Below are 18,174 nucleotides of genomic sequence, written 5' to 3' on the forward strand. Positions count from 1 at the left end.
CTTCAACCCGCGGACTGCTTCACCACGCCCTCCACGACGGCGGCAGCAGCCTCAGCCGGATCTGCGGCATTAAGCTGTTCACGCATCTTCCCTGCGCGGTCCTTCCAGCCGGGCTCCGTCAGGACTCTTTCGACTGCCTTGGCAATGTCGGCAGGCTTGGGTGACTCCGTTCCCAGGTTGATGCCGACGCCCGCGTATTCCACCCGGGCGTTGACATCACTTTTGCCCTCGTTGATGCCCGACACCACCAAGGGGACACCCTTGGACAGGCTGAGCTGCACGCCGCCGAACCCGCCGTTGCTGATGAATACATCGGTGAACTCGAGGACCTTGGCGAAGTCGACGTAATCTCTCACGACGACGTTGGATTGTGGGTAGCGGGCTCTGAGTGCCTCGGTGCTGCGACCTCCGGTGGCAACGATCACCAGCGCATCCATGTCTTTCACGGCTTCGAGGGCCGGGATGATCAGCTTGTTTTGATCCAGGTTGTCCACGGTCCCCTGCGTCACCAGCAGGGTCGCGGGATGGGACGGCCAGACATCATCGCCTTCGGCGGCCGTTCCGGCTGAAGCGGCGGGCCTGTACGGCAGGAGGGCTCCCACATAGTGCACTTTCGTGTTGACGTTCCGGCGGGGATAGTCGAACGACTCCGGACCCGTCTGAATGATGGCTTCGGAGCAGCGGTAGGGCTCGTCGGTCAGCCGTCCCTCGCGGGGCACGTCCTGCCCGTACACGGCGTGCTGCCGCCGGTAGCTCTGGCTGGCGGGCCTGAGGATGACTTTGTCGGAAAGGAACCCCGCTGCAGCCTGCACTGCCCGCTCCACCGGGTTCCGGGGCGGCTTGAACCCAAAGAACAGCGGGGGGACCATCGGATCGCTTTCCATGTTGGGGATCGCCACAAAATTCACCAGGGGTTTGCCCAACAAGTGGGAAACCAATCGGTGAATGAACATGGAGCTGTCCGCCACGGCAACGTCGAATGGAAAATCCGCGTTCAGTTCGCGGATGTCCTCAAAGAAATTGCTGATGTTGCTGGCAAAGATCTTTTCCCCGTCGAAGCCGATGGCCAGGGGCCCCTTGAGCTTGGCCCGCTCCGGATACAGCTCGTTCAGGTTGTCCGCTCGGTGCTCGATCGCCCGGCGGAACGGGAAGTGCTCAATGCCAAGGCCCTGGAGCTTCCCGGCGAATATCGGGCCGGTGTACCAGCGGACGTCATGGCCGCGGTCCTTCAGGCGCATCGCGACGCCTGTCATCGGGTTGAAATGGCCGTCAATGGCCTGGCTGGCGAACAGGATCTTCACGGTAGTGCCCCGAATCTGCCGTACTCAATTTTCCTGAACTGTATGCCAGCCCGGGTCCCCGGACAAGGGCAGCCGGTCCTAGGCGTCGAGCTTGGTCAGCGGCGCGTAGCGCAGCAGGAGCCGCTTCTCCCCCACGTCGAATTTGACCTTTGCCACCGTCTTGTCACCGGCGCCTTCAAGCGCCAGCACCGTGCCGTTGCCGAAGCTGGTGTGGTTGACCTTGTCCCCCACGCTGACCGCAACGATCTCCTTCTGCGGCTGCACCCGGTTCTTGGCGATGATGGCGGGAACATCCGAGTTGAACCCGGCCGAGGAGTCAGCCGCCGCGCCACGGGCCGTGCCGGCACCCCAGAAGGATCCGCTGTACCGGTTGGAGGCGATGGATCCGCTGCCCCAGCCGCCGGTCTGCCGGCTGGTTCCTTCGCGTTTCCACTCCAGCAGTTCGGCCGGGATTTCCTCAAGGAACTGGCTGGCGGGGTTGTACTGGCTCTGGCCCCACATGCTGCGGACCTCTGAACGCGTGACGTAGAGGCGCTTGCGGGCGCGCGTCAGGCCCACATAGGCGAGCCGGCGCTCCTCGGCGAGTTCCTTGGGGTCGGTGGCTGAACGCTGGTGCGGGAACAGCCCGTGCTCCATGCCGGTCAGGAACACTACGGGGAACTCGAGGCCCTTGGCGGTGTGGAGGGTCATGAGCGTGACCACACCCAGCCGTTTGGCTTCCGCCACGGCGGCGTCGATATCGGCGCCCGGAGCGTCCGGGATCTGGTCGGCGTCCGCGACGAGCGACACCTGTTCCAGGAAGGCGCCCAGCGACCCTTCGGGGTTTTCCTGTTCGTATTCACGGACGACGGCGACCAGTTCCGCCAGGTTTTCCACGCGGGACTCGTCCTGAGGATCGGTGCTCGAACGCAGGCCGGCCAGGTAACCCGTCTGCTCCAGCACCGCTTCGAGGGCAGCCGCCGCGCCTGAACCGGCCGCCACTTCGGCGAGATCGTCCAGGAGTTTCACGAACCCCAGCACCGCGTTGACGGAACGGGTGGCCATGCCGGGGGCTTCCTCGGCGCGGCGGGCGGCGGCCATAAAGGACATCCGCTCCCGCTGCGCCAGCGCAGCCACGGCGCCCTCGGCGCGGTCGCCGATGCCGCGCTTGGGTTCGTTCAGCACGCGGCGCAGGTTGACGTCGTCGTCGGGGTTGACCAGCACGCGGAGGTACGCCAGCGCGTCCTTGATTTCCTTGCGTTCGTAGAAGCGGGTGCCGCCAACCACCTTGTACGGAAGCCCTACCCGCACCAGCACGTCCTCAATGGAGCGGGACTGCGCGTTGGTGCGGTAGAAAATGGCGACATCGCCTGGGCGGAGGTTGTCCTCGTCCTGGAGCCGGTCAATTTCCTTGGCGATGAACTGGGCTTCGTCGTGCTCGTTTTCGCCGACGTAGCCGATGATCTTGTGGCCTTCGCCCTCGGCCGTCCACAGCCGCTTGTCCGGGCGGTTGGGGTTGCGCGAGATGACGGAGTTGGCGGCGCTGAGGATGTTCTGCGTGGAGCGGTAATTCTGTTCCAGCTTGATGGTGCGCGCGTCCGGGTAGTCCTTTTCGAACTCCACGATGTTGCGGATGTCGGCGCCGCGGAACGCGTAGATGGACTGGTCGGAGTCGCCCACGACGGTGAGCTCGGAGGCGCCGGGACCCTCGCCCACGATTTCGCGCACCAGCGCGTACTGGGCGTGGTTGGTGTCCTGGTACTCGTCCACCAGGACATGCCGGAACCGCCGCCGGTAGGAGTCGGCGAGCGCCGGGAAGGCCCGGAACATGTAGACGGTCTCGGCGATGAGGTCGTCAAAGTCCATGGCGTTGGCCTGCCGCAGCCGCTGGGTGTAGCCCTTGAAGACGTCGGCGACGGCGGACTCGAACGGATCGTTGTGGTTCGCGGAGGACGTGTAGGAGTCGGCGTCGATGAGCTCGTTCTTGAGTGCCGAGATCTTGTGCTGGATGGCCTTGGGCGCGAACTTCTTGGGGTCCAGGTCCAGGCTTTTGGACACCTGCGTGACCAGCCGGAGCGAGTCCGCGGAGTCATAGATGGAGAAGTTGGACTTCAGGCCGATGTTGGCCGCTTCCTGCCGGAGGATGCGCACGCAGGAGGAGTGGAAGGTGGAAATCCACATGATTTTGGCACGGCCGCCCACCAGGACTTCGATGCGCTCCCGCATTTCCGCGGCGGCTTTGTTGGTGAACGTGATGGCCAGGATCTCGCCGTGGTGTGCCCGGCGTGTGGCGATGAGGTACGCGATCCTGTTGCTGAGCACCCGGGTTTTGCCTGAACCGGCGCCGGCCACAATCAGCAGGGCGCTGCCGGCGTGTTTGACGGCCTCTTCCTGCTGCGGGTTGAGTCCCTGCAGCAGCTCCGCGGCGTCCGGCCGGTGGTGCGCGGCCTGGTGGTTGTCCGTGCTCCGGCCTCCCCCGCCGCCTCCCATTTCGGAGGCCTGGGCGAGGCCTTCGGGGCGCGACTTGGTGCGGGCGGCGGCCGCGGGGGCGGCCTTGAACGGTCCGTCAGAGTACGGGTCAAACAACATATCCATGGTGCCTACAAGTCTAGGCGGTGGGGCCGACACTCAGTTCCGGCCTGTGGATTACTGCAGGTCCGCCCGGCGGTTCCCCTGCTCCCGGGGCGTGCGGCTCAGGCCACCGAGCCGGACTCAAGGGCCGCACGCAGCTCGCGTACCGCCGTCGTGCCTCCGGCCATGAACCAGTCCAGTCCGTTGATCCGGACCGTGTCCGTGGCGCCGCCTGCGGCGCGGACGATTGCCTTGCCGGGCAGCCAGTCCCACTCGGGGCAGCTGTGCTGGAACCAGCACCCCAGCTGGCCGTCTGCCACCCGTCCCAGGTCGCAGGATCCCGAGCCGAGCATCCGCAGGGCGGCTGCGGACGTGGCTGCGGCGTGCCAGGGCATGGCGCACAGCGGATCCATCAGCCAGGTGGGATGGATGTACGTGGCAGCACCGAGTTCAGCCACGGGGGTGCCGTTGCGGGACCCGTGGTTGTCGCGGAAGACGCCCAGGCTCTCGCCGTTCAGGGTGGCGTGCCGGGTGCTGCCGCCCAGCCAGAGTTTGTCCTCCTCAGGCTGGAAAATCGCCCCGAGCAGCACGTCCGAGGAGTCTTTGAGCGCTATCGCAGAGCACCAGTAGGTGGAGCCATGCAGAAAGTTGTAAGTGCCGTCCACGGGGTCGATGACCCAGGTCCGGCCGCTGGTCCCCTGGACCGACGCGCCTTCTTCACCGAGGATGCCGTCCTCGGGCCGGCAGCGCCGGAGCTGTTCCAGCACGTAGGCCTCCGCCGCGTGGTCCGCGGCGGTGACGACGTCCGAGACAGAGGTTTTTTGCTGTGACTGCAGGCCGGCCATCCGCATCAGCAGGGCCAGCTGGCCCGCCTCCCGGACCAGCGCCGACGCGAGCTGGTAGTCGTCCAGTGAGGGGTCAAGTTCAACAGCGCTGTGCCGGCCTATGGTCATGACCCCAGTTTATGGGGCGCGATAATGGTGCCATGGCCAAAACTCCTGCGCAGCGGATCAAGAAGCACGGCTCCAAGGCAGCTGTTCCGCAGCACCACCTCCCGCCGGTCATCAACCCCACCACTGGCCGGTCGCCGCAGAAGGCCCGGAACAACAGCAACCTGATCGTCATCGCGGGCGTGGCGGCCAGCCTGTTCCTGTTCTGGTACGTCCACCTGCTGACCCTTGACCAGCTGCGGGACCTCACCGGCTTAGCCATGCCGGACTCACTGGTCGGCGGCTTCGACACCAGCTACGTTGGCGAGCTGCACGCCGCCATGAACGACGACGCCCGCGGCCAGCTCAACTACGTCCACAAGACCGCCGGGACCCTGTTCCCGCTTATCTTCGGCTTCACGTGGCTGCTGCTGATCGGGACCAATGTGGCCACGAAGTCCCTCCGCTGGATCCTCTGGGCCGTGCCTCTGCTGTTCGTGGTGGTCCGGCTGTGGGGCAATGTCGCCATCGATGCGGCGCTGGCCGCGGGAACGCCCGACGCCGGCCAGGTCGCCTTGGCGTCGGCGCTCACCGTTGCGGGGTGGGTCCTGTTCGTCCTCAGCCTGCTGGCCGGGGCGGCGGCCGTGTTCCTGGGGAAGAAGCCGGCCGCAGGATCCGCTACGGCCGCCCCGCCGCAGTAGCCCGGGCGCGCAGCTCTTTCCGGTGCCGGTGCACCCGCTGCGCGATCACCAGGCCCGTGGCCGCCACGCCCAGCGTGACCGGGTAGCCCATCAGCCGTTCGAGCGTGCCCGGCTCCGGCACGTCCATGCCCGTCAGCCCGCCCGTTGCCAGCGCGGCGAGGGACACCACGCCGCACGCCAGGATGAACCATCCCAGCGGGGTCTGCCGCAGCCACAGGACGCCCAGCACCACGAGGGCACCCGCGCCGGCAAGGAAATACGCCACCGCGCCGATGAAGTGGAAGGCCGATCCGGCGTCCTCCGGAACCAGGCCCACCACCATGGTCCCGGCACCGGCAGCTCCGGTGAGGGTCCGTACCCAGGCAGCCGCCAGCCACGGCTTCCCGCGTCCTGGCTGGACCCGTGCTCCGGCCCTGGCCGCGACGCACAACAGCCCGGAACCCAGCAGCAGCGCCCCGAGGAGCATGCCCAGCCCCTGGATGACAAAGGAGGCGTTCATCAGCCAATGCAGCGGCGAACACACGTCCCTGCCGTCGTAGATACCGCAGTTAACCGCGCCCAGGTCGCTGATGTACCCGGTCCGCCGGTCGTAGGGCTGCGGACCGGCCCACGCCCCGATCACCGCAGTTTCCGCGGCGAAGTACTGCAGCACGCTCAGGACAGACCACGCCCCGATGTACTGCCGGGTGGAGGCCGTGTCCGGGATGAGGGCGGTGGCTGGAGCGGACGTCGGGCCTGATCTCATGCCAAGAGCGTAGTACGGCCTCCCACCTTGTATGCTTATATCCGTGTCCGGACGGACCGGCCCTGCCGGAACAGCGGATACGCGCCCTCGTAGCTCAGTGGATAGAGCACGGCTCTCCTAAAGCCGGTGTCGTTGGTTCGATTCCAATCGAGGGCACTTGAACCTTCCCGAACCCCAGGCTGCCGGGCAGGCGGGGCCGGACTTCGACCTCCGCGCCTACCTGCTCGGTCCTTCGCAGGCCGGGCACTGGGCCGTTGAACGGCAACTGCTGGACCGCGCGGCAGGCACTCACGGAACCTTTTCCGGCGTCGTACATTTTTCTCCTACGGACGACGGCGGCCTGGCCTTCCGCGAAGAAGGAACCATGCGCTGGCCCACGTTCACCGGCCCGGCATCCCGCGAATACCTCCTCAAACCCGCCGAACATCCCGATGCGATGGACGTGTTTTTCGCCGACGGGCGGCCGTTCCACCGGATGAGCTTCACACCGGAAGCCAACCTGGACAACCACTGGTGCGACCCCGATACATACCGCGTCGCGTATGCGCTGGAGGGTCCGGATGCGTTCAGCTACACCTGGGACGTCAGCGGGCCGCGCAAGGACCTGCTGCTGGCCTCGGCGCTGCGGCGGGTGGTCTGAAGCGGCTAGGCTCGGAGCCGTGAAAGCCCGCATTGTTGTCTCCGCCGTCTGCGTTTTCGACGCCGCCGGCCGGCTCCTGACCGTCCGCAAACGAGGCACCGGCATGTTTATGCACCCCGGCGGCAAGCCTGAACCGGGCGAAAGTGCCGTCCACGCCGCAGCCCGGGAACTCCAGGAGGAGGTCGGCATCACCGTCGATCCGGCCGACCTGCAGCTGATGGGCGTGTGGATCGCCGACGCCGCCAACGAGGCCGCCACGGACATTGAAGCCACAGTGTTCACGGCGCCGGGGACCTGGACCGCCCACCCATCAGCGGAGATCGCCGAGATCCGATGGCTGGACCTAGCCGCACTGGATCAGGGCGCCCCGCTGCCGGGGGACCTCGCACCGCTCCTGACGGACCACATCCTGCCGGAACTGGCCGCGCTCCGCCGCTGAGGGGTGGGATCCCGGCGTCATGGCCCCGCCTAAGTGCCGAAAGCTAACCCGTGGGGGCTAGAACTCCGGGACGGCTTCCTCAGCCACGGCCGTGGCCTCGGCGAACTGCGTCCGGTACAGCTCCGCGTAACGTCCCTCGGCCGCCAGCAGCTCAGTGTGTGTCCCGCGCTCCACGATCTGCCCGTCCTCCACCACCAGGATCACGTCGGCGGCACGGATGGTGGACAGCCGGTGGGCAATCACGACGGCGGTACGACCCTCGAGCGCGGCGCCCAGGGCCGCCTGCACGGCCGCTTCGTTGGTGGAGTCGAGCGCGGCAGTCGCCTCGTCCAGGATCACCACACGGGGCTGGGAAATCAGGAGCCGGGCGATAGTGAGGCGCTGGCGTTCACCGCCGGAAAGCCGGTATCCCCGCTCCCCCACCACTGTGTCCAGCCCGTCGGGCAGGGACCGGATCATCGTCTCGAGCCGGGCCTGCCGGATGGCTTCCCACATGTCGTCGTCGGTGGCGTCCGGCTTGGCGAGCCGGAGGTTGGAGGCGATGCTTTCGTGGAAAAGGTGGCCGTCTTGGGTCACCATGCCCAGGGTGTCGCGCACCGAGTCGAACGTGGCATCCCGGACGTCCAGCCCGGAGCCCGGCAGGGTGCCGCCGAGCCGTACGGCGCCGGAGTCGACGTCGTACAGCCGCGAAAGCAGCTGCGCAATGGTGGACTTTCCCGCGCCGGATGACCCCACCAGGGCCACGGTCTGGCCCGGCTCCACCCGGAAGCTGATGCCGTGCAGCACTTCCTCGCCGCCGCGGGTGTCCAGGGTGGACACCTCTTCCAGCGAGGCCAGCGACACCTTGTCCGCCGAGGGGTAGGCGAAGCGGACGTCATCGAACTCCACGGAGACCGGTCCGGCCGGCACCTCCACGGCGTCGGGCTTCTGCTGGATCAGCGGCTTGAGGTCCAGGATTTCGAAGACCCGCTCGAAGCTGACCAGGGCACTCATGATTTCCACGCGGGCATTGGACAGGGCCGTGAGCGGTGCGTACAGGCGGGTCAGCAGGAGCGCCAGCACCACCACGTCACCGGCAGCGAGCTGGCCGCCGATGGCCAGCCAGCCGCCCAGTCCGTAGACAAGCGCCAGGGCCAGCGCCGATACCAGCGTCAGCGCGGTGACGAAGGTGAACTGCAGCATGGCGGTGCGGACGCCGATGTCGCGGACCCGGCCGGCCCGGACGGCAAACTCGCGGGATTCCTCGTCCGGCCGGCCAAAAAGCTTGACCAGCGTGGCGCCGGGGGCGGAGAACCGCTCGGTCATCTGGGTGCCCATGGCGGCGTTGTGTTCGGCAGCCTCACGCCGCAGGTCCGCGAGCCGGGAACCCATCCGCCGTGCGGGGATCAGGAAGATCGGCAGCAGGACCATCGCGAGCACGGTGACCTGCCAGGAGGTGCCCAGCATCACGATCAGCGTCAGGACCAGCGCCACGACGTTGCTGACCACACCGGACAGGGTGCCGGCAAAGGCGGACTGTGCCCCGATGACGTCGTTGTTCAGGCGGCTGACCAGCGCGCCGGTGCGCGTGCGGGTGAAGAACGCGATGGGCATCTTCTGCACGTGGTCAAAGACCCTGGTGCGAAGGTCCACGATCACGCCTTCGCCGATCGTGGAGGAAAGCCAGCGGCTCACCAGCCCCAGGCCGGCTTCGGCCACCGCAACGACGGCGATCAGCACGGCAAGGCGGATGACCTCCCCGGTGCCGGCCTTGGCCACGATGGCGTCCACCACCTGGCCGGCCAGGACCGGCGTGGCGACGGCGAGGAACGCCATCACGATGGAGAGCGCCACAAACGCGATCAGTTTTGTCCGGTGCGGCCGGGCGAAGCCCAGGACCCGTTTCAGGGTTTCCTTGGAGAACGGCTTGGAGCCGCTCTTGGCCCGGGTGATGTTGTAGAGGGATCCCCAGGCCACGCGTTCCATGCTCATCGCTGTTGCTCCGTTGCGCCGGTCATAAGCTCAGTTACCGTCCCGTTGTCCACATTCCACCGTACATCCAGCCGCACGTTCTCCAGCAGCCTCCGGTCATGGGTGACCAGCAGAAGGGCACCTTCGTAGCTTTCCAGGGCCTCCTCGAGCTGCTCGATGGCGGGCAGGTCAAGGTGGTTGGTGGGCTCGTCAAGGACCAGCAGGTTCACTCCGCGGGCCTGAAGGAGGGCCAGGGCGGCCCGGGTGCGTTCGCCGGGTGAGAGCGAATCCACGGGGCGTGCCGTGTGGTCCGCCTTCAGCCCGAATTTGGCCAGCAGCGTGCGGACCTCCGCGGGAGTCATGTCCGTGAGTACGGCTTCGACGGCGTCACCCAGCTTGAGCTGGCCCGCCAGCAGTCCGCGGGCCTGGTCGATTTCGCCGACGGCCACCGAGGCGCCCATGGCCGCGTTGCCGGCGTCCGGGGCCTGGACTCCCAGGAGGAGCCGAAGCAGCGTTGATTTGCCTGCTCCGTTGGGGCCGGTGATGCCGATCCGCTCCCCTGCGTTGAGCTGGAGGTTGACCGGTCCCAGGGTGAAGTCGCCCTGGTTCACGACGGCGTCACGCAGGGTTGCCACCACGGCGCTGGACCGGGGCGCCTGGCCGATGGTGAACTGCAGCTGCCATTCCTTCCGCGGTTCCTCCACCACGTCCAGCCGGGCGATCCGGGATTCCATCTGCCGGACTTTCTGCGCCTGCTTCTCCGAGGATTCGGTGCTTGCGGCGCGGCGGATCTTGTCGTTGTCCGGGCTTTTCTTCATGGCGTTCCGTACGCCCTGGGAGCTCCACTCACGCTGGGTGCGGGCCCGGGAGACGAGGTCCGCCTTGGTGGAGGCGAACTCCTCGAACCGTTCCCGGGCGTGGCGGCGTGCCACGGCGCGTTCCTCCAGGAACGCCTCGTAGCCGCCGTCGTAGACGGCAACCGAGTTCTGGGCCAGGTCAAGTTCCACGATGGTGGTGACGCAGCGGGCCAGGAACTCACGGTCATGAGACACCAGCACCACACCGCCGCGGAGGCCCTGCACGAACGCCTCGAGTTTGGCCAGCCCGGCGAGGTCCAGGTCGTTCGTGGGCTCGTCCAGCAGCACGATGTCGAACCGGCTCAGCAGCAGGGCAGCAAGGGCCACCCGGGCGGCCTGGCCGCCGGAGAGCCCGGTCATGGGAGCGTCCGGGCCGGTGTCCAGGCCCAGGTCCGCGAGAACCGGCGGGATGCGTTCGTCGAGGTCCGCCGCGCCCGAGGCCATCCAGCGGTCAAAGGCCAGCGAATAGGCATCGTCTGCCCCGGGGGCGCCCGATCCGAGTGCTTCGGCGGTGGATTCCATCTCTGCCGTGGCCTGGGCGCAGCCGGTCCGGCGCGCGATGTAGGCGGCAACGGTCTCGCCCGCCACCCGTTCGTGCTCCTGCGGCAGCCACCCCACGAAGGCGTCGGCCGGGGCGAGGCTGACGGAACCGCCCTGCGGCTGGTCCACACCGGCGAGCAGGCGGAGCAGGGTGGACTTGCCGGCACCGTTGGCTCCCACCACACCGACTACGTCACCCGGGGAGACTGTCAGCGATAGCTTGGAGAAGAGCGTCCGGTGGTCATGGCCTCCGGAAAGGTCTTTGGCAACAAGGGTTGCAGTCATGGGGTCCATCCTCTCGATGCTGCCGGACCGCGGGGAATCCCGCTGGGGCGGCGGCCCGGTCGTTCCTCCGGGACAGCCGCAGGAAACCGCGGTAATTCGCGGTAAACCCGGGTGATTCCGCCCCGCGCGCGGCAGGGCATAAAAGAACCCGCTGGTCCGGACTTGGGGGGTGTACGGACCAACGGGCTCGACCATCAAGCATAGTCGAATCGGTAGTCGGCGTAAAATCCCCACACGCCCGGCAGGCTAAAATTGTGGTATCCATCCGTTCTGAAGAGAGCACTCCATGCCCCTCCCCGCCAAGGCGTTCCAGCGCTGGCTGCACGGCATTGCGCCCGACGCCAGCACAGCCGACGTCTGCCGGGTCTCCGGGATCAAACGCACCACCCTGGCGCAGCAGCTGGTCCGCGGGAAGGTCGCGGAGACCACCGTGGTGAGCATCAGCCGCGCCTATGGCGTCAATCCCGTGTCCGCCCTCGCCGGCTTCGAGGCTTACAGCCAGCTGGCGGTCCCGGCCCCGCCCACCCGCTGTGAACTGGTCAGCCAGATCTCCACCCCGGACCTCCTGCGGGCCGTGCTGTCACGCTCGGCCGTGGATCCGGCCGGCAAGTCTGCTGAGCGGCCGCCGCTGAGCCTTGCGCCGCACGCCACCTCGGTCAAGAACTGGGTTGAGGCGATCGACGACGGCGAGCTGCGGCACCGTGTCTCGGCCGCCACCGGCGTGGCGCCGCAAAACTATTCGGCACAGCTGACGGCGAACCGCTTGTCGCCCGAACTGGCCATTGCCACCTCACTGGCCGCCGGCGTCGGGCCTGCCGGCGGGCTGGTGGCCACGGGACTGATCACTGAGGCCGAAGCCGGCTGGCCGCCTGACGCCCGCCAGGCCGCCCTGGACGGCCTGCCCGACGGCGAGCTGACCACTTTGGCGGGAGACCGGCTGCAGGCCCTGGGCAAGACCCTGAAACGCCAGGAACACGACCAAGAACAAACCAACAAAATCTGGGAGAACCTGGGATGATCGAGATCCTTCAGTGGTCCACCCTGGCCATTTGCGGCCTGATTGCCGTTGCCCGGGTTCCCAGCGCAGTGCGGGGAGAGAACCGGACCCTGTTCTGGATCTTTGCACTGATGACCGTGGCCATCCTCCTCAGCATCGAAGCGCCCTACGTCACCATTGACCAGGCACTGGGCGGCTTCAACCTGGCAAACCTCATCCTGCGCTTTGTTATCTTCGCCGCCATCTTTTGCGTCGGCATCCGTGTCACCCGCGGTTTCGGCGCCACGGATGGCTACCGGCTGCTGACCGGCCGCACTGGGATGGCGGTCCTTGCCTTGGTCTCACTCGCCGTTGTTGGCGTGTTCATCCTGATCGACACACGCGGTTCGTCTTCGGGGTTGGCACAAATCTCCATCAAGGGCGGCGTTGACGCCATGCTGGTGGAATACTACGGTGCGGCCGGCAGGGCGTACCCCGCGTATGTCTCCCTGGTGCTGCTGCCGGCCATGGTGCGTGCCCTCCGCAGTTCGCTCCCGGTGGCAATCCGCAGTGCAGCGTTCCTGCTCGCCGTGGGTGCGGTGGCCATTGCCCTGACATTGTTCTTCCCCGCAGCTCCCCCCAGCTGGGGGCCGGCAAAGTTCGTGGTCAACTACACCGCGGTGCTTTGCTTCGTTGTGGGACTGGCGCTCATCTGGGCGGCCAGGGTCCGCTACGGCCGCAGCGCGGCGAAGCCTGGGACTTTTACTGAAAAGTAACCTCCGTAAATTCACAAAATCATTAGAATGTGAAACAATCATGAATGTGTGAAGGCGAGGCGCGGGGCGTCTACGAACGGGGATAAATTCTGTGACGTTGCGCCTCAGGGTCCTTTGCACACATTGGGGGGATGAGTGGTGGCGGCCGTTGGGGACCGCCCCCACTCAGCCTGTTTTAAGGCGTCTTTTGGCCGGCCCGGGCTTCTGTTGCAACCCCGGACCCCAGCTCCTGCTGCACCAGGGGAAGCACCTCGGTGCCCAGCAATTCAATGGCTTCGAGGACCGTTTCCTGCGGCACCGAGGACAGGTCCAGCTGGAAAATCTGCCGGTCGTGCTGCATGTGCCCATGCATCCTGACGATCTTTTCGGCAACCTCCTCCGGGTTGCCCACGAACAACGCCCCGCCGGGCGCCGCCTCCATGTTGTACGTGACACCGCTGGGGGTGGGAAATCCCCGCTCCGCCGAGATCCGGCGCATGCTGTCCATCCAGTACGGCCGGAAGGCCTCCTTCGCCCGGCCCGTTCCTGACGCCGCGTCCCGCAGGACCAGCCCCGGGGCACTGACGCCCACTTTTAGCCCTGCGGCACCGAATCCATGTTCGACGGCGGTCTGCCGGTACAGCGCGGCATGGCGCTCGAAGTTCCGCAAGGATCCGCCCAGCAGCGCGTACATCACGTTCTTGCCCAGGGCCGCGGCACGCACGGTCGACTGCGGCGTGCCGCCGGTGGCGATCCAGATATCCAGTTCGCGGCTGCCGTCCGCCGCCGGGAACGGACGCGGCAGGATCAGGGCATCATCCAGCCCGGAACGGAACTCGCCGCTCCAGGTAATCCGCTCCCGGGCGTTGAGCCGGAGCAGCAGCTCCAGCTTCTCCTCGTAGAGGGCGTCGTAATCCTCCAGGCGGGCGCCGAACAGCGGGTAGGACTCAATGAAGCTGCCCCGCCCGGCCGTCAGCTCCGCACGTCCCTGGCTGATGAGGTCGATGGTGGCGAACTGCTGGAACACCCGGACCGGGTCCTCTGTGCTGAGGACGGTGACCGCGCTGCCCACCTTGATCTGCCGGGTCTGCGCCGCCGCAGCCGCCAACACGGTTGCAGGCGACGTGACGGAGTAGTCAGCGCGGTGGTGCTCGCCCACCCCGAAGTAGTGCAGTCCCACCTGGTCCGCGAGCCGGGCACGCTCCAGGAGGTCCTGGGTGTTCTGTTCCGGTGACACCGTGGTGCCGCGCACGGGATCCCGGTGGATGTCCCCGAAGCTGAAGATTCCTAGTTCCATGCCCTATCCAAGCAATAGATGCATATGCATATTCCCGGAAGGGCGGGAATCTCAGCGGGCCCGTGCACGGAAGGCCCTGGTGTCAGCGGACGAACCTCAGCGTGACCAGCTGGAACGGACGCAGGGACAGCCCGGCCTGGCCCTGTTCGTCCTGTGTGACTCCGGGAGCTTCGGCGGGCCGTTCCAGCAGGTCCGTGGCGTAGACGTCCCGGACCGGGAAGTTGGCCTTAATGTGCCCGGCCGAACGCTGGCCCAGGGATTCGTAGAGCCGGACAACAACATCTCCCGAGCCGTCCTCGGCAAGCTTCACGGCCTCGATGACCAGCGCCGTGTTGCCGATTGTGAACAGCGGTTCCGCCGGGTTGGCCCCCCGCACGATCCGCGGCGCCAGGTTGGTGCGGTACCCCTCCTCCACGGCTTCGGCGATGCCGGCGCCGGGGCGGATGGTGACCGTCAGCTCGTGGTGCCCGCGGTCGGCGGTGGGGTCAGGGAATTTGGGGGCCCGCAGGAGCGAGAGCCGGACGGTGGTGGTGGTCCCGCCGTCGTCCTCCCGGATGTTCCTGGTGACGTCGTGCCCGTATGTGGACGAGTTGGACACGGCCACGCCGTAGCCCGGTTCGGCGACATGGATCCAGCGGTGGGCGCAGATTTCAAACTTGGCGGCTTCCCACGAGGTGTTGACGTGGGTGGGGCGGAAGACGTGGCCGAACTGTGTCTCAGCGGCTGACCGGTCCGCCCGGACGTCCAGAGCGAAGCCCAGCTTGAGGAGCTTTTCGCTCTCCTGCCAGTCGACCGACGTGGTGATGGCCAACGAGTCACTGCCTGGTGCCAGCGTGATCCGCTGTGTCAGCGGCGACGAACCGGCCAGGCGCTCCACAACCACGACGGCGGACGGGCCGTCAGTCTCCAGGCGCACCGCCTGCGCCTGGCTCAGTGCGGTGACGTTGCGGCGGTAGAACTCGTCAATGTCCCACGCGTCCCATTCGTTGGGTGTGTCCCGGTGGAGCTCCAGCAGGTTGCCGCGCTGGCCGGGCGCTATGGCTTCGCGTCCGCTGGCGTAATCCGAGAGGGACACGATGAGTCCGTCAGCATCCAGGACGGCACGGATCACGCCGTTGTCCAGCACATATCCGCCGTCCTGCTCCAATGCATTGACGGGCTGTCCGGCTGGCTGCCGGATGGCGGCACCCAGCGCTGGGACGCCGTCGCGGGTGTGCGGCGCTGCGTTGAGCAGGAACTCCTGCGTGCCCTCACCGAGCAGGGCGGCCGAGGCCTGCGCGATGAGGGTTTCAAGGCCCGCGCTGATGGCGGCGTAATTCCGTTCGGCGTCCTGGTGGACCCATGCGATGGAGCTGCCCGGCAGGATGTCGTGGAACTGCTGGAGCAGGACCAGGCGCCAGAGCCGCTTGAGCTCTGCCGCCGGGTAGGCGAAGGACCCGCCGGTGCGGACGGTTGCGGTGGCACACCAGAGTTCGGCCTCGCGGAGCAGGTGCTCGCTGCGGCGGTTGCCGCGTTTGGTCTGGGCCTGGCTGGTGTAGGTCCCGCGGTGGAGTTCCAGGTACATTTCGCCCACCCACACCGGCAGGGCGGTGTACTCTTCTTCAGCCTGGGTGAAAAAGCTTTCGGCGGACCCCACCCGGACTTTGGGCGATCCTTCCAGGTCTTCAGTGCGGTGTGCGGCAGCCAGCATCTCGCGGGTAGGTCCGCCACCGCCGTCGCCATAACCGAACGGGACCAGCGAGGTAGTGCCGCGCCCGTGGTCGCGGTAGTTGCGTTCGGCGTGCGCCAGCTCCCGGCCGCTGAGTTCGGAGTTGTACGTGTCCACGGGCGGGAAATGCGTGAAGAGCCGGGTGCCGTCGATCCCTTCCCAGTTGAAGGTGTGGTGCGGCATCCGGTTGACCTGGTTCCAGGAGATTTTCTGCGTGAGGAACCAGCGGCTGCCGGCCGACTTTACGATCTGCGGCAGGGCGGCGGAATAGCCGAAGGAGTCCGGCAGCCAGGCCTCGCGGCACTCGACGCCGAACTCGTTGAGGAAAAATCCCTTGCCCTCTACGAACTGCCGGGCCATGGCTTCACCGCCGGGCATGTTGGTGTCTGATTCCACCCACATGCCGCCCACCGGCACAAACTGTCCGGCTTTGACCTTCTCCCGGATGCGGCCGAACAGCTCCGGATAGAACTCCTTCATCCAGGCCAGCTGCTGGGCCGAGGAACAGGAGAACACAAAGCCGGGGTCCTCATCCATCAGGGCCACCACGTTGGAGAAAGTCCTGGCGCACTTGCGGATGGTTTCGCGCACCGGCCAGAGCCAGGCGGAGTCGATGTGGGCGTGGCCGGTGGCCACTAGCTGGTGCGCGGAGGCGTAGGCCGGCCTGGACAGTACCTCCGCCAGCACCCGGCGCCCGGCGGCGGCGGTGCCGGCGATGTCGTCCGGGTCCATGGCGTCCATCATCCGCTCGAGCGCGCGGAGGATTTCGTGGCGCCGGGGCTGCTCCATCGGGAGCTCATGCATCAGCCCGGCAAGGGTCCAGATATCCTGCTGGAGCTCCCACACTGTCTGGTTGAGTTCCGCGATGGCGATGCTGCCCAGCCGGTACTGGGGTGCCGTTCCGGCCGTGGCCTTGTCACCATACGGGGTGGCGGCGAACGTCCAGCCCTGGGCGACGTCGGGGTTGGCTGCTGCCTCGACGTAGAAGTCCACGGCCATGCCGCTGCCCAGCAGCTTCAGCGGGATGTACTGGTTCCGCGGCGAGATGGCCTTGATGATGGTGCCGTCCGGGCGCCACGCGATCCCCTCGCACTGGAAGCCCGGGGTCTCGTTGGTGAAGCCAAGGTCCACCACGATTTCCACTGCGGTGTCTGGGTCGGTGCCCCAGGATTCCGGGACGTCCCCCTGCAGCCTCAGCCATTTGGTTCCCCAGGGCTTGCCCCAGGCGGCAGCCGGCTCCTGGGGCACAAAGTCGTGCCGCAGGGCCTCCATCACGGTCACCGGTTCGTCCGGCACATCCCAGCTGCTCAGGGTCAGTGGGACGCTGCGTGTGTAGACAGCGGGGATGATCCGTTCGCGGACGAAACGGTCCAGGCGGACTTCCGTGATCCGTCGGTCGTCATGCAATGTAAGCCCTCTTTAACGCTTGAAACTGGATCAAAGTGTCCATTCGATGGATAAAATCTACTGCTTAGTAGCGTAATAACCAAGCCTCCGCGGGCCCGGTTCCATACCAGTTTTTTATCCCCGGACCTGCGCCGGATTCCCAGCCGGAGCAGGCACAGTAATCCTGTGCTGCCCGGCATAAACGTTCAGGCTTGTCCCACGGCTGAATCCCGCCAGGGTCAGTCCGCTCGCCTCCGCGAGCTCCACGGCGAGGCTGGAGGGTGCACTGACGGCGGCCAGTACGGGGATGCCGGCCAGCGCAGCCTTCTGCACCAGCTCGAAGGACGCCCGCCCGGAGACCTGGAGCACCAGGCCGGACAGCGGAAGCATCCGCTCCCGCAGTGCCCAGCCCACCACCTTGTCCACGGCGTTGTGCCGGCCCACATCCTCGCGGAGGCACAAAAGCTCCACGCCGCCGTCGTCACCTATCCTGAACAGTCCGGCAGCATGTACTCCCCCGGTGACGTCAAAGACCGCCTGGGCCTCGCGAAGGCGGTCAGGCAGCGACGCGAGAATGGCTGCCGGCACCGAGACCGGGTCAGCTGCGGGGCTGTAGTGCGACGATTTCCGGACCGCCTCGATCGAATCAGTGCCGCAGATTCCGCACGAGCTTGAGGTATAGACATTCCGGCCTATGGTGGGGACCTCGACGTCGGGGCGCAGCTGGGCCTCCACGACGTTGAACGTCTGCACGCCGTTTTCGTCCTCACCGGCACAGAACCGCAGGGACACCAGCTGTTCGGGGGTCCAAATGATGCCTTCGGACACCAGGAATCCGGCCACGAGGTCAAAGTCGTCGCCGGGAGTGCGCATCGTGACCGAAAAGGAGAGGGAGCCCAGCCGGATTTCCAGGGGTTCCTCCACGGCGAGGGTGTCCTCACGGTGCCGCACGGGGAACTCGAGGGCCTGGGGTGACCCGTCCAGCACGTAGCGGTGGACCTTGCGGCGCTGCGTTACGCGGCCCATGGCTGTTCCTTGGGTTGGGAGCGGAAGCCCTGCAGCGTGTTCCGTACGTGCCGGCGGTGGGCAGGGAGCCTGTTCATGAGTCCATCATT

The 18,174-nt window shown here is 66.8% G+C and carries 14 protein-coding genes and 1 tRNA gene; 6 read left to right on the top strand and 9 right to left on the bottom strand.

Going from position 1 to position 18,174, the window contains the following annotated elements; translation table 11 throughout:
* Nucleotides 1-2: 2 nt before the first annotated feature.
* The 3 genes from J2X42_RS16760 to J2X42_RS16770 all read right to left on the bottom strand — a co-directional run bounded on the left by J2X42_RS16760 (nucleotide 3) and on the right by J2X42_RS16770 (nucleotide 4,804).
* Complete coding sequence (locus tag J2X42_RS16760) at nucleotides 3-1,301, bottom strand: nucleotide disphospho-sugar-binding domain-containing protein (RefSeq protein WP_310166960.1); 1,299 nt, start codon at nucleotides 1,299-1,301, stop codon at nucleotides 3-5.
* A gap of 78 nt (nucleotides 1,302-1,379) precedes the next feature.
* Nucleotides 1,380-3,869: a DNA helicase PcrA gene (gene pcrA / locus J2X42_RS16765; RefSeq protein ID WP_396134103.1), complete on the bottom strand. Its 2,490-nt coding sequence runs from the start codon at nucleotides 3,867-3,869 to the stop codon at nucleotides 1,380-1,382.
* Nucleotides 3,870-3,973: 104 nt separating this feature from the next.
* Entirely contained in the window at nucleotides 3,974-4,804 is an 831-nt protein-coding gene (locus J2X42_RS16770) for an inositol monophosphatase family protein (RefSeq protein WP_131134124.1), read from the bottom strand.
* Nucleotides 4,805-4,836: 32 nt separating this feature from the next.
* On the opposite strand from J2X42_RS16770, the gene J2X42_RS16775 reads away from it, so the two are divergent.
* On the top strand, nucleotides 4,837-5,481 hold the full coding sequence (locus tag J2X42_RS16775) for a hypothetical protein (protein WP_310166962.1): 645 nt from the start codon (nucleotides 4,837-4,839) through the stop codon (nucleotides 5,479-5,481).
* Here J2X42_RS16775 and J2X42_RS16780 read toward each other — a convergent pair.
* Nucleotides 5,459-6,226, bottom strand: a complete 768-nt coding sequence (locus tag J2X42_RS16780) for a DUF998 domain-containing protein (RefSeq protein ID WP_310166963.1) — start codon at nucleotides 6,224-6,226, stop codon at nucleotides 5,459-5,461. The two genes, J2X42_RS16775 and J2X42_RS16780, sit on opposite strands and share 23 nt — an antisense overlap.
* Nucleotides 6,227-6,309: 83 nt before the next feature.
* Here J2X42_RS16780 and J2X42_RS16785 point away from each other — a divergent pair.
* The 3 genes from J2X42_RS16785 to J2X42_RS16795 all read left to right on the top strand — a co-directional run bounded on the left by J2X42_RS16785 (nucleotide 6,310) and on the right by J2X42_RS16795 (nucleotide 7,305).
* A tRNA-Arg gene (locus J2X42_RS16785) sits at nucleotides 6,310-6,382 on the top strand.
* 1 nt (nucleotide 6,383) lies between these two features.
* Nucleotides 6,384-6,866: a DUF6314 family protein gene (locus tag J2X42_RS16790; protein ID WP_310166964.1), complete on the top strand. Its 483-nt coding sequence runs from the start codon at nucleotides 6,384-6,386 to the stop codon at nucleotides 6,864-6,866.
* Nucleotides 6,867-6,885: 19 nt separating this feature from the next.
* Nucleotides 6,886-7,305, top strand: coding sequence for an NUDIX domain-containing protein (locus J2X42_RS16795; RefSeq protein ID WP_310166967.1), 420 nt, complete (start codon nucleotides 6,886-6,888; stop codon nucleotides 7,303-7,305).
* A gap of 57 nt (nucleotides 7,306-7,362) precedes the next feature.
* Here J2X42_RS16795 and J2X42_RS16800 read toward each other — a convergent pair whose 3' ends face one another.
* Together J2X42_RS16800 and J2X42_RS16805 are read right to left on the bottom strand one after the other, a co-directional pair.
* Complete coding sequence (locus tag J2X42_RS16800; RefSeq protein ID WP_310166968.1) at nucleotides 7,363-9,276, bottom strand: ABC transporter ATP-binding protein; 1,914 nt, start codon at nucleotides 9,274-9,276, stop codon at nucleotides 7,363-7,365.
* Nucleotides 9,273-10,937, bottom strand: coding sequence for an ABC-F family ATP-binding cassette domain-containing protein (locus J2X42_RS16805; protein ID WP_310166969.1), 1,665 nt, complete (start codon nucleotides 10,935-10,937; stop codon nucleotides 9,273-9,275). Before J2X42_RS16805 ends, J2X42_RS16800 begins: the two co-directional genes overlap by 4 nt.
* 286 nt (nucleotides 10,938-11,223) lie before the next feature.
* On the opposite strand from J2X42_RS16805, the gene J2X42_RS16810 reads away from it, so the two are divergent.
* Both J2X42_RS16810 and J2X42_RS16815 read left to right on the top strand, forming a co-directional pair.
* The gene (locus tag J2X42_RS16810; RefSeq protein WP_310166971.1) at nucleotides 11,224-11,955 is read left to right on the top strand and encodes a hypothetical protein; all 732 of its coding nucleotides are present in this window, start codon (nucleotides 11,224-11,226) and stop codon (nucleotides 11,953-11,955) included.
* A complete protein-coding gene (locus tag J2X42_RS16815; RefSeq protein ID WP_310166972.1) occupies nucleotides 11,952-12,689 on the top strand; it encodes a hypothetical protein in 738 nt (245 codons plus the stop codon). Before J2X42_RS16810 ends, J2X42_RS16815 begins: the two co-directional genes overlap by 4 nt.
* A 175-nt stretch (nucleotides 12,690-12,864) precedes the next feature.
* Here J2X42_RS16815 and J2X42_RS16820 read toward each other — a convergent pair whose 3' ends face one another.
* From J2X42_RS16820 to fdhD, 3 genes are all read right to left on the bottom strand, one after another.
* On the bottom strand, nucleotides 12,865-13,965 hold the full coding sequence (locus J2X42_RS16820) for an LLM class flavin-dependent oxidoreductase (protein WP_310166973.1): 1,101 nt from the start codon (nucleotides 13,963-13,965) through the stop codon (nucleotides 12,865-12,867).
* An 82-nt stretch (nucleotides 13,966-14,047) separates the two neighbouring features.
* Entirely contained in the window at nucleotides 14,048-17,080 is a 3,033-nt protein-coding gene (locus tag J2X42_RS16825; RefSeq protein WP_310166974.1) for a glycoside hydrolase family 38 C-terminal domain-containing protein, read from the bottom strand.
* Nucleotides 17,081-17,194: 114 nt separating this feature from the next.
* Nucleotides 17,195-18,085: a formate dehydrogenase accessory sulfurtransferase FdhD gene (fdhD, locus tag J2X42_RS16830; protein ID WP_310166975.1), complete on the bottom strand. Its 891-nt coding sequence runs from the start codon at nucleotides 18,083-18,085 to the stop codon at nucleotides 17,195-17,197.
* Between the last annotated feature and the right edge of the window lie 89 nt (nucleotides 18,086-18,174).

The sequence above is a fragment of the Arthrobacter sp. BE255 genome (genome assembly GCF_031457335.1).
Lineage (GTDB): Bacteria > Actinomycetota > Actinomycetes > Actinomycetales > Micrococcaceae > Arthrobacter.